A 10,464-nucleotide genomic window follows, 5' to 3' on the forward strand; every position below is an offset into this window, starting at 1 on the left:
GGCCCCTGGGGGGCATTGCGGCGACGGGGCGGCGGCGGCATTCGGCGGGTGGACACTGTAACAGCGGCGACGGTGAGCGTGCTTGCCCATGCTCGGGGGCTCCTCTACAACCGCGCGGCTATGCGGAAACCGCGCATCCTCGTGTCCAACGACGACGGCTATTTCTCCGAAGGACTTCAGGCACTGGTGGAGGCGGTGAGTCCCCTGGGAGAGGTCTGGGTGGTGGCGCCGGACCGCGAGCAGAGCGCCGCGTCCCACGCCATCTCCCTGCATCGGCCCCTGCGCATCAAGGAGGTCCGGGAGCGGTGGTTCGCCGTCGATGGGACACCCACCGACTGCGCTTATCTGGCCATCGTCCATCTCCTGAAGGATGATCGCCCCACGCTCATGGTGTCCGGCATCAACCACGGTTCGAATCTGGCCGAAGACGTCACCTACTCGGGGACGGTCGCGGCGGCGATGGAAGGGGCCCTGCTCGGGATTCCCGCCATCGCCTTCAGCCTCGTGGCGCGAGGCTCGTTCGACTTCGCTCCCGCGGCGCGGTTCGCCCGCTCGTTGGTGACGGCCGCGCTGTCGCGACCCCTGCCCAGGCGGATGCTGCTCAACGTGAACATCCCCGGCGGCGTGGAGCCGGAGGGCTACACCGTCACGCGCCTGGGCCGGCACTCGTACGGCTACAGCGTGGTGGAGAAGGAAGACCCTCGCGGCCGGAAGTACTACTGGATTGGCGGCAGCGACTATCAGCACGAAGACATTCCAGGCAGTGACTGCAACGCCGTGCACCTGTCCAAGCGGGTGTCGGTGACGCCGCTGCACCTGGACCTGACGGACCATGGTCAGCTCGAGGACCTGGGGGGCTGGAGCGTCCCGGACTTCGTCCGACACGAGCCGGATGGTGCCTAGCGTTGAGGCCGGGCACCCCCATCCGAGCGGGCAGGGCGCTCCTGGTTCTCCTCGTGTCCGCGCTCGTCGCGGGTTGTGTGGGCCCCCGAGCCGCCTCTCCCGGGACGGAGCTCACGCTGGTGGACTCGGACGCGCCAGCCCCGTCCGGTGAGACGCGTGGGGCGCCCGCCGCTGCTTCCCCGGAGCCCGCGCCGCCGCCGCGCAATGGGGCGTTGCCGTTCGCCTTGCGCGCCGCGCACCCGGAGCCGGAGCTGGTGTCCGTGCGGCACCGCGTCGCGCCGGGCGAGACGATGTACCGCATCGCCAAGACCTACGGCCTCACGGTGGACGAGCTGTCCTCCGCCAACGGCATCAAGGACGTTCGCGCGCTGGCGGTGGGGCAGGAGCTGACGATTCCGGGCGTGGAGCGCAGCGTGCCGGTGGAGTCGTCGGACACGCTCGCCGCGGAAGCGGACCCGGAGCCCGTGCGGACGTCCACCGGTGCGGCGCCCCGGCAGGTGGTGGCGCGTCGCGAGGAGCCGCCGCGTCGGCCCGCGTCGCGTCCTGGCGCCGGGCGGCCCCGGCTGGCCACCCAGGGGATGATTGACTGGCCCCTGAGGGGCGTCCTGTATGGGCGCTTCGGGAAGAAGGGGCGCGAGCCCCATGACGGCATCGATCTGGCCGCGCCCGCGGGCACACCGGTGAAGACGGCGCAGGAAGGCACGGTGCTCTACGCGGGCGAGCAGCGTGGCTACGGCAACATCGTCATCGTCGAGCACGCCAACCGGCTCATCACCCTCTACGCGCACAACCGCGACCTGCGCGTGCGCACCGGGCAGAAGGTGCGCCGGGAGCAGGTCATCGCCACCGTGGGCGAGTCCGGCAAGACGTCCGGCCCGCACCTGCACTTCGAGCTGCGCCTGGACGGAAAGCCGGTGGACCCGCTCGACTATCTGGGGCCGATGCCGTCCACCTGAGCCTCGGGGCGGGGGCTCGCCTCCTTCCTCGCCCGTGGACCTGGATTCGGAGGGCGCACCCCGCGAATTCAGGCGCCACGGCCCGAGGCCCCCTCTGGGACCGGGCCAGGGAAGGGTAGAGTGCCGCGCCGTGCCGCACCCCTTCGCACAGCTCGCCCTCCTCCTCGTCCTTCTCGCTCCGACCGCACGGGCCCAGGTGTTCTCCCCGTCGAGCGGGCCTGACTCCGAAGCCGCGGCCGCCGGGCCGACGGCGCCTTCGTCGAAGGAGGAGGCGCCCCTTCGCGTCGCGGTGCTCGCGTTCGAGGCCAACGCCTCCGCCCGGGACTCCGCGACGGGCGTCACCTCGCTCATCACCGGGCGGCTGGCCGAAGCTCCGCGCCTGTGGGTCGTCTCCCAGCGTGACGTCGAAGCGTCGCTCGATGACGCCCAGCGCCGGCAGCTCGCGGACCTCAAGACCTCGTGCGAACGGGGCGCCTGCCTCAAGGACCTCTCCACGCTCACCGGGGCGCGGTTCGTCGTCATCGGCCGCGTGGACCGCTTTGGCGATTCCTACCTGCTCTCCGCCAATCTCCTCGACACTGAGCGGGAGGAGAGCCTGTCCAAGCCGCGCGCGGAGTCGCCCGAGGCGGACACCCTGTTCCCCACCGTCTACGCCATCGCCGACGCGCTGGTCGCCGAACTGGTGGCTCCCGGGGTGACCCAGGGCGCGCGGCCGCTCATTGGCGGGGCTCCCATGGTCGGCGGCGGTGGTCTCTCGCTGGGCCTGCGCATCAACAACAACTTCGTCGACAAGCTGGCCAACTTCAATCCAGGCGCCGACCTGGAGGTGGGCTACTGGTTCCACCCGGAGTGGCTCGGCTTCGTCCAGGTGGGCTTCTCCTATCTGCGCTCCGACACAGCGGGCGCCGAGGGTGGCCTCAACGTCCTGCCCAGCGTCGTCGGCGCGCGCCACTACCACAACGTGGAGAAGTCACTGCGCCCCTATTGGGGTTTCGGCCTGGGCGTGCAGCTGTCCTTCGGCGACTTCGGCATCTTCCAGTCCACCGGGCCGCTGCCCACCGTCGTCGGCTTCCTCGGGTTGGAGTACCTCATCGCCGGACACGTCGGCGTCCAACTGGAGGCCGGTACGAATGTGGCCCAGGCCGTGCTCGGACTCGCGGAGTCCAAGCTCGGCGATGGCCTCAATCTGGACCTCAACCTGGGCATCGCGTACCACTTCTAGGATTCGGAGCCCCCCATGTTCTCGCGCCTGCGTTCCCTGTCCCTGATTGCCCTGCTCGCCACCGTCGCCTGTGACGACAGTCCCACGGTGACGCCCAAGGACCACGCGGAGGGCCTCTACATCAAGGGCACCGCCGAGTACCTCCAGGGCCATTTCGAGGCCTCGCTCGCGTCCTTCGAGGAGATGCGCAAGCTTGCGCCCACCGACCCCCGGTTGCCTGCGGCTCGCGGCGAGGTCTTCCTCTCCATGGGCAAGCTCGCCGAGGCCGCCACCGAGTTCGAGGCCGCCCTCAAGCAGGACCCCAAGCGCTCCACCAACTGGAGCCGCCTGGGCTTCGTCCAGGCCCAGTTGGGCCGCCCCGATGAGGCCCTCAGCTCGCTGCGCAAGGCCGTGGCGCTGTACCCCAACGACTTCAACGCGCTGGAGCAGTTGGGAGAAATCCACCTCAAGAAGGGCGAGCAGGACGAGGCCATCCGCCACTTCATCCTGGCCGCCAACGCCGCCTCGGGCTCGGTGAAGTCCGAACTCGTCCTCCGCACCACCGAGGTGCTCATCCAGGTCGGCCGCCAGCAGGAGGTGCTCGCGCTCGTGCAGAAGGCCGCCAACGAGGGCATCCGCACGGCGGCGGTGCTCACCGCGCTGGGAGACGCCCTGGTGCGCGCGGGCAAGCTTCCCGAGGCCGCCGCCGCCTACAAGGAGGCCGCCAGCAAGTCCCCCAGGGACCCCACGCTGTGGGAGCTGGTGGGCACCATCCAGCTGCAGCTCGACAAGCCGGGGGAGGCCATCGATGCGTACAAGGAATCCCTGCGCGTGAAGGACCGCGCCATCGTCCACGTGGCGCTGGCCCGAATCCAGCTCGCGATGAAGAGCAAGCAGGGCGCGGAGCAGGAACTCGCCGCGGCGCTCGAGTCCGTGCAGGGCAACGACGTGCGCGAGCTGCGGGAGCTGGCCGACCTGCTCGTCACCATGGAGCGCAAGCCGGATGCGCTGCGCATCCTCGCGAGCCTCAGCGCGGAGCACGACCTGGTGAAGGACGCCGACCTCCAGCTCTCCACGGCGCGGCTCGCCCGGGAGCTGAAGGATGTCGTGCTGGAGAAGGCCGCGTGTGCCCGCGCGCTGGCCGCGGACCCTCGCGTGAAGAAGTGCCCCTGAGCGTGGGCCCAGGGGCGGAGGGCCCGCGACGACGCTACGCGCGCCCGCCCTGCATCTTCCGGTAGACGCCCACCACCAGGCCCAGAATCATCGTCGAGCGGAACTCCGTGCGGCTCACGTAGATGGGCTGCATGGTGGCGTTCGCCGGCTGGAAGCGGATGCGCTCGCCTTCCGGGTAGTAGCGCTTCACCGTGGCCTCGTCCTCGATGAGCGCCACGACGATGTCGCCCGGATTGGCCGCCGGCGTCTTCTTCACGAAGAGGTAGTCGCCGTCGTGGATGCCGTCGTCGATCATCGACTGCCCCTTCACCCGCAGGGCGAAGACCTCCCGGCCATTCACGCCGCCCAGGAGGAAGCTGTCGATCTTGACCGAGTCCTCCATGTGCTCCTGCGCGAGCAGGGGCGCGCCGGCCGCCACCTTGCCCAGCAGGGGGACCTCCACCATGCCAGCGTCGCGCTTGGCGCCCAGGCCCAGCAGCAACCGTGCTCGCTTGGTGGGCACCAGGGAGCGGCTCTGCTGCTCACCCCGGTTCAGGTAGCCCTTTCGCTCCAACGCCTTCAGGTGGTCATTCACCCCGTTGGTGGAGCGGATATCCATGTGCTCGCCAATCTCCCGGATGGTGGGCGGGAATCCGCGAGTCTCCGACTCCTTCACGATGAAGCTGAGAATCTCGCGCTGGCGGTCCGTCAGCTCTTCCATGCGCTCCCTCGCTCGGCCGGCCTGATTCCCTTGGGGCAGGTCCCCAGGCAACAGGCTTTCAGTGTCCACTTTCCCTGAACATACGTGTAGAGTCAATCCGTTCAGTGTCCCACGGCGCACCCTCAGTGCGTGTCGAACTTTTCGGCATTCTCAGTTCTTGAGGGCAGACGACGATCTCGACGTACAATTCCGCCCGCTTTGTCCGAGCTCCGCCACACGCTGCTCTTCGTCGACGATGAGGCCGACGTCCTGGACATCCTTTCGCGGATGTTCCAGCGCCGGTATCGCGTCCTCACGGCCTTGAGCGGTCAGGCCGCGTTGGAAGTCCTACGTCGCGAGTCGGTGGACGTGCTCGTCACGGACCAACGGATGCCGGAGATGACGGGCATCGAGCTGGCCGCGACAGCCCGCGCGGAGGGGTTCGACGTCACCACGCTTCTGCTGACGGGCTTCACCGACCCTGATGACCTCATCGCGGCCATCAACAAGGGGCAGGTGTACCGGTACATCACCAAGCCCTGGGACGTGAACGACCTGCTCATCACCGTGAAGAACGCGGTGGAGTACACGCAGCTGCGGCGGGACAAGGAGCGGCTCATCCGCCAGCTCCACCAGCGCGTGGAAGCGCTGTTCGTGCTGTACGAGGTGAGCCGGGCCAGCGCGAATGATCCGGCCAGCTACGACAACATCATCGACCGCGTGCTCATCGCCGTGGCGCGCGTGCTGCCGTACGACTGCGGCGCGGCGCTCATCGCCCCGGACGAGTCGCGCAGCGCGACGCTGCGGCTGCGCTGCCATGGCACCGTGGGCGAGCAGGCGCTGTTGGGCGTGAAGGAGTCGATGCTCGGCGCGTACCGCAAGAGCAGCGGCCTGCTGTTGCCGGAGGACCGGGTCATCACCCGCGTGGCGGGGACGACGACGCAGGACGCGGCGGCGCCTGCTGTCTACCCCAGCCAGCTCACGGTGAATCTGGTCGCGGGTGGGCGTCCGGTGGGCATGCTGTCGCTGTTCAGCCAGCGCGCGGACGCCTTCACCGAGGACGACGGCGTGCTGTTGGACGTGCTCGCCAACCAGACGGCGGACGCCATCCAGTCCCTGCGCTCGGCGGAGGAAGAGGCCCGCCACCGCATGGAGCGGATGGTGGAGTCCATGGCCGACGGCGTGGTGCTCACCGACGAGAAGAACGACATCGTCGTGATGAACCCGGCGGCGCGCAGGCTCTTGCGCGTGGGGGATGATCCGACCGAGCACACCAGCCGGATGATGGAGGAGCGGCTGGGCTTCCAGCCCTTCCACCTGGTGCGTGGCTGGGAGTACAGCGGCACGCAGGTGCTGCGCGAGGAGGTGAAGCTCTTCGACCGGCACGTGCAGACCACCACCACGCCGGTGAGCGATGCGCGCGGCACGCTGCGCGGCGTGTGCGTGGTGCTGCGCGACATCACCGACCAGAAGAGGTTGGAGGAGCGCAAGGACGAGTTCGTCTCCATGGTGAGCCACGAGCTGCGCACGCCGCTCACGTCCATCTCCGGCGCGCTGGACCTGGTGCTCAACTTCATGGCCGGGGACATCAACGAGCGGCAGCGCCGCTACCTGTCGCTGGCGCGGGACTCGACCGAGAAGCTCAACACCATCGTCGACGACCTGCTGGACCTGTCGAAGTTCGCCAAGGGCCGGCTGCGGATGAACTTCGAGGTCGCCTACCTGGACGAGCTCGTCCAGCGGGTGGTGGAGAAGTACGGCCCGGCCTTCGGCGAGAAGCGCGTGCAGGTGACGCCGGGACTGCCGCGCCATCCGCTGCGCGTCGTCGCCGACCCGAACCGGCTCAACCAGGTCCTCAACAACCTGCTCAACAACGCGGTGAAGTTCACGCCGGAGGGCGGCGAGGTGCGCGTGGAGCTGCACGCCACGTCCAGCCTGCCCGGCTACGTGGTGCTCTCCTGCTGGAACAGCGGCGACCCCATCGCCGAGGACAGCCTGGAGCGCATCTTCGACCGCTTCGAGCAGGCGCGCACCAAGGCCAACCGCACCGTGCGCGGCACGGGCCTGGGCCTGGCCATCTGCCGCAACATCGTGGAGGCCCACGGCGGCCGCATCTGGTGCGAGCCGTGCGCGGACGGCGTGCGCTTCATGGCGGTGCTGCCCACCGAGCCGCCGCCGGAGCTGCGCCAGTCCGACGACGCGGGCGAGGCACCGGGCCCCCGACGACGCGAGAGCCGGGGCCGCGTGCTGGTCATCGAGGGCGAGCCGGAGGTCGGCTACATCGCCAAGGCGCTGATGTCCGCGCGCGGCTACGACGTGCGGCTGGCGTTCAACGCGGAAGAGGGCCTGGCGAGCGCTCGGCTCCACCACCCGGACATGGTGCTGGTGTCCGTGCGGCTTCCTGACGTGGACGGGCTGCGGCTGGCGGAGATTCTCCGGCATGACCCCGAGACGCGGCGCGCGCCGCTGCTCCTCTCGTCCGCCTTCGACGAGCGCCAGCGCGCCTTCCGCGCCGGAGCCGATGCCTTCCTGGTGCGCCCGCTGATGCCGGACAAGCTGCTGGCCACGGTGGACTCGCTGGTGCGTGGCCGCGCGGGCACGGCCCACGGACGCGTGCTGGTGGTGGACGACGACGTGAAGATCGCCACCATCTGCCGCGAGGTGCTGGAGAACATCGGCTTCGACGTGGTGGTGGCGGGCTCGCTGGAAGAGGGGCGCCGCTCCCTGCGCGAGCGCCGGCCGGACGTCATCCTGCTGGACGTGACGCTGCCGGACGGCGACGGCTTCCTCTTCCTGGAGGAGATCAAGGCCGAGCGCGCCAGTGGCCACATCTCCGTCATCTTCATCTCCGCTCGCGCGGAGACGTCCTCGAAGGTGCGCGCCCTCAAGCTGGGCGGCGACGACTACCTCACCAAACCGTTCGACGCGCTGGAGCTGGGCGCCCGGGTGGAGAGCGTGCTGCGCCGTAAGGAGCAGGAGCTGTCGGCCTCTCCGACGACGCAGCTTCCGGGCTCCACCGCCATCGAACGCGAGGTGCAGCGGCGGCTCGTGGCTCGGCGGCCGTTCGCGTTCTGCTACCTGGACCTGGACAACCTCAAGGCCTACAACGACTACTACGGCTTCGCGAAGGCCGATGGCGTCGTGCGCCAGACGGGCGACCTGATGCGCGAAATCTTCGCGCAGGAAGGACTGCCCGGAGACTTCCTGGGACACGTGGCCGGGGACGACTTCGTCTTCATCGCCGCGCCGGAGTCGGTCGACCGCGTCTGTCAGACGGCAATCGAAACTTTCGACCGCATCATCCCGCTCTACTACGACCGGCAGGACCGCGAGCGGGGCCACATCGAGGCGGAAGACCGCTTCGGAGAGCGCCGGCGCTTCCCCATCATGAGCGTGTCCATCGTCGCGGTGATGACGGACGGCACCCAGGACCACGCGGAGCTTGCCCGGCGCGCGGCGGACATGAAGAAGCGCGCCAAGGCCATCCTGGGCTCCGTCTATCTGCGCAGTGACCGCGAGCAGGTGGTACGCTCCGTCGCCGGGTGAGGCTCTACCAGCAGCTGGTCCTGTTCATGCTCGCGGCAACGGTGCTGCCGCTCGCCGCGGTCGGCTTCCTGTTGCTCTCACGCGCCGAGGCGGAGCTCGCCGCTCGCATCGACGCGGAGCAACGCACGCGGGCTTCCGCCGCGGCCGAGGCCGTGGGCGCCACGTTGATGGAGGTGGTGGACGCGCTGGCTCGCTCCGCCGAGCTCATCGACTGGCAGTCCGCCACGGAGGCGGAGACGGTGGGAGGGCTGCGCCTGCTCTACGGCCAGTCCCCGGCGGTGAGCGCGGTGTTGAAGCTCGACGCCCACGGCCGCCCGCTGGGCGCGCCCGTGTTCCGGACGCAGGGCGTGGAGGGGCACCCCGGCTTCCAGGCAGAGGGGCTGACGCGGATGGTCCAGTCCGTGCCCGTGCAGCAGCTCCGCGGGGGCGGCAAGGGACAGGCCGCGCTCGGCGGCGCCTATGTCCACGCGGAGAGCGGGCACGCGGCGGTGGCCGTGGCGGTGAAGCTGGCGGATGGCGAGGATGCCCCCTTCGCGCTGGCGGAGGTGGTCTTCGAGCCGCTGGAGGCCGCGCTGCTCCGCCGTCCCGAGGGCGCCTTGGGGCGCGTGGACCTGGTGGACGAGGACCGGCGAATCCTCGCGAGCTCCGAGCCCGCGCGACGCATGGGCACGCTGGCCCCGGAGCTGGCCGCGCATCTGTTGACGCAGACGGCCCCGGAGCCGGACCTGGTGCGCAGCTTCCGCGTGGAGGGGCCGCCCCGGCGCGTGAGCGTGGCGCGGGTGTCGCGCGGCCTGCGCTTCGATGTGGTGGTGGAGGTGGACGAGGCCACGGCCCTGGCTCCTGTGCACGCGATGCGGCGCACGGTGCTGGCCTCCATCGGCGGGGCGTTCTTCGTCCTCCTGGGGCTGGGCGCGCTCTTCACGCGGCGGCTCAACCGCAGGCTGGAAGAGGTGGTCCAGGGAGCGGAGGCCTACGGGCGCGGCGAGCTGAGCCGGCGCGTCAAGGTGGAAGGCCAGGACGAACTGAGCGAGCTGGCGAACACCTTCAACCGCATGGGCGAGGAGCTGGAGTCGGCCCGCGCCAGGATGCTGCGCTGGAATGACGAATTGCGCATGCGCGTGGACGAGGCCACCCACGATTTGCGAGGCGCGCAGGCCCAGTTGCTCGAGGCCCAGAAGCTGGCGGCGGTGGGACAGCTCGGCGCGGGCGTGGCGCACGAAATCAACAATCCGCTGGCCGGCATCCTCGGCAACGTGCAGTTGCTCATGCTGGACCGAGGCACGTCGGACCCCGATTTGGAGACGCTGCGCAAAATCGAGCACAGCGCCAAGCGCTGCAAGGAAATCACCCAGAACCTCCTGCGCTTCTCCCAGCAGCGCGAGCGCGCCGACCTGCGCCCGGTGGACCTCAACGCCGTGGTGCGCGATGCCCTCAGCCTCACCGAACATCAGATTCTCAGTGACGGCGTAACACTTGCCACTCAGTTGTCACCGGGTCTGAGCCGTGTTCGCGCCGACCCCGGGCACCTGTCCCAGGTCATCCTCGCGCTCCTGTCCAACGCGCGCACGGCGATGCTGAAGTCCCCCACGCGGCGGCTCACCCTGCGCACGGGCCAGCGCGACGGCCGGACGTTCCTGGAGGTGGAGGACACCGGCAAGGGCATCTCCCCCGACATCCGTCCTCGCATCTTCGAGCCGTTCTTCACCACCAAGGACGTGTGGTCCAACGTGGGGTTGGGCTTGAGCGTGGCCTGGCGCGTCGTGACGGAGTCAGGTGGAACGCTCTCCGTCCGCTCGGAAGTAGGGCAGGGGGCCTGCTTCACCGTCGAGCTGCCGAGGGCCTGAGCATCCCACTCCGGCTGTGATAGCTAGAGAGACGCCATGGCCGAGCCCCGCCCCTCCCGGCGCCAGACGCCTTTCTTCGTCGGCCTCGCGCTGATCCTCGCGGCGTTGCCGTTGGGATGGTTCATCTTCCTGCGCGAGCCGCCTCCGCCGCCCCGGCCTCCC

Annotated in this window: 7 protein-coding genes; 6 read left to right on the plus strand and 1 reads right to left on the minus strand. The window is 69.7% G+C overall.

Annotated features, from left to right (window positions below):
• The first annotated feature begins 120 nt into the window (after positions 1-120).
• The 4 genes from surE to HR086_RS39730 all read left to right on the plus strand — a co-directional run bounded on the left by surE (position 121) and on the right by HR086_RS39730 (position 4,233).
• Entirely contained in the window at positions 121-903 is a 783-nt protein-coding gene (gene surE, locus HR086_RS39715; RefSeq protein ID WP_141648760.1) for a 5'/3'-nucleotidase SurE, read from the plus strand.
• A 2-nt stretch (positions 904-905) separates the two neighbouring features.
• Complete coding sequence (locus tag HR086_RS39720; protein WP_174455607.1) at positions 906-1,859, plus strand: peptidoglycan DD-metalloendopeptidase family protein; 954 nt, start codon at positions 906-908, stop codon at positions 1,857-1,859.
• A gap of 130 nt (positions 1,860-1,989) precedes the next feature.
• The gene (locus HR086_RS39725) at positions 1,990-3,081 is read left to right on the plus strand and encodes a hypothetical protein (protein ID WP_174455606.1); all 1,092 of its coding nucleotides are present in this window, start codon (positions 1,990-1,992) and stop codon (positions 3,079-3,081) included.
• A gap of 15 nt (positions 3,082-3,096) precedes the next feature.
• Positions 3,097-4,233, plus strand: a complete 1,137-nt coding sequence (locus HR086_RS39730) for a lipopolysaccharide assembly protein LapB (RefSeq protein WP_174468211.1) — start codon at positions 3,097-3,099, stop codon at positions 4,231-4,233.
• A 34-nt stretch (positions 4,234-4,267) separates the two neighbouring features.
• On the opposite strand, the gene lexA is transcribed toward HR086_RS39730, so the two are convergent.
• Positions 4,268-4,933: a transcriptional repressor LexA gene (gene lexA, locus HR086_RS39735; RefSeq protein ID WP_141648756.1), complete on the minus strand. Its 666-nt coding sequence runs from the start codon at positions 4,931-4,933 to the stop codon at positions 4,268-4,270.
• A gap of 198 nt (positions 4,934-5,131) precedes the next feature.
• Here lexA and HR086_RS39740 point away from each other — a divergent pair, with 198 nt between their 5' ends.
• Together HR086_RS39740 and HR086_RS39745 are read left to right on the plus strand one after the other, a co-directional pair.
• Positions 5,132-8,458: a response regulator gene (locus HR086_RS39740; RefSeq protein WP_141648755.1), complete on the plus strand. Its 3,327-nt coding sequence runs from the start codon at positions 5,132-5,134 to the stop codon at positions 8,456-8,458.
• Complete coding sequence (locus HR086_RS39745; protein ID WP_174468212.1) at positions 8,455-10,302, plus strand: sensor histidine kinase; 1,848 nt, start codon at positions 8,455-8,457, stop codon at positions 10,300-10,302. The genes HR086_RS39740 and HR086_RS39745 overlap by 4 nt, the downstream gene beginning before the upstream one ends.
• The last annotated feature ends 162 nt before the right edge of the window (positions 10,303-10,464 follow it).

It is taken from the genome of Myxococcus sp. CA039A (assembly GCF_013336645.1).
Taxonomy (GTDB): Bacteria; Myxococcota; Myxococcia; order Myxococcales; family Myxococcaceae; genus Myxococcus; species Myxococcus llanfairpwllgwyngyllgogerychwyrndrobwllllantysiliogogogochensis.

Coding starts and splice junctions, on each gene's coding strand:
- surE (WP_141648760.1), top strand. CDS start 121: ATGCGGAAACCGCGCATCCTCGTGTCCAACGACGACGGCTATTTCTCC.
- HR086_RS39730 (WP_174468211.1), top strand. CDS start 3,097: ATGTTCTCGCGCCTGCGTTCCCTGTCCCTGATTGCCCTGCTCGCCACC.
- lexA (WP_141648756.1), bottom strand. CDS start 4,933: ATGGAAGAGCTGACGGACCGCCAGCGCGAGATTCTCAGCTTCATCGTG.